Consider the following 1,086-nt stretch of genomic DNA (forward strand, 5'->3'; position numbering starts at 1 on the left):
ACAAAGTATACTTGAAACCCTTTGTAAATAGCTTCTATTCCTAGTCCTATTGCCAGAAACGTTTTACCAACACCAGGAGGGCCTAATAAAATCAAGTTATACTGCTGTTCTAACCAACTAAATTCCTGTAGTTGTATTAATTGCCGCTCTGTCAGAGCTGTTTGCTCTTCAACTTGGAACTCACGAAGTGTTTTAAAATAAGGGAAACGAGCCCACTTAATTCGTTTTTCAATACTTTTTTCTTCTCGCTTATTGATTTCAAAGGACGTGATCTCCTCCAAAAATTCGAAATAAGTCCAAGATAGTCTTTCAGCTTCGCGAAGGAGCTTAGGAAGCTCCTCAGCGGTTTCCGATAAACGTAATTGGCGAAAATAAGATTGTAATTCCGTCATTGTTCTATTCATTGACTGTGTCCTCCTAAAATACTTGTATATGTATCTAGAGAACGTGTCGGTACCTCTATTTGTATTTCAGATGTAGGAATACGAATTTCCTTTTCACTTGTCCATATTGTTTCCTCATTGGATTTCTTTAAATAGCTCACGACATCACGGAAATCATTTGCGCTATAGAGTTTTTCACCTATACATTTTTGAAGTGCTAGATTGATCCACTCCGAATCTTCTTTCATTACCATCTTAAGAATTGCTAATTGATCTCGGCGATAACGGGCATATTTTAAGCAAATTTCAGTTACATACATATGTGCAGCTTCTTTATCTTTGAAATGAGAGATAACACTGCGTTTTAACTCTTCAATTCCCTTTGAACGATCTCGCGTGTGGTTGCGATTTTTTATCAGTTTTCCTTTTTCAAAACTAATTTGGTGTTCCGCAATGATATCACCATCTGGTTGTTTACGAATAACTAAAACATTAACATCTTCACCTTGTATCTCTAGAAATACTTGATTATCTGGTTGAGATTTATAAGTTCCTACAGGAACTGAATAACGGTTTGATTGAAAACGAATAGTATTGTCCTTATTAACAGTCCTTGGTATAATATCCGCACAGATACTTTCCTTAGAAAGTATTGGGGAGACAGGTTGAAGGTGTTGCTTTTCCAGGAGAAACACTTCAACGG

The 1,086-nt window shown here is 36.5% G+C and carries 2 protein-coding genes; both read right to left on the reverse strand.

The features are described from left to right. A partial coding sequence (locus H280_RS0122880) for an ATP-binding protein (RefSeq protein WP_020063414.1) occupies nt 1–404 on the reverse strand: 404 nt, incomplete at its 3' end. After that, on the reverse strand, nt 401–1,086 hold a 686-nt coding region (locus H280_RS26265), incomplete at its 5' end, for a Mu transposase domain-containing protein (protein ID WP_020063415.1). The genes H280_RS0122880 and H280_RS26265, both read right to left, overlap by 4 nt.

The sequence above is a fragment of the Bacillus sp. 123MFChir2 genome (assembly GCF_000383235.1).
Taxonomy (GTDB): Bacteria; Bacillota; Bacilli; order Bacillales; family Bacillaceae_G; genus Bacillus_A.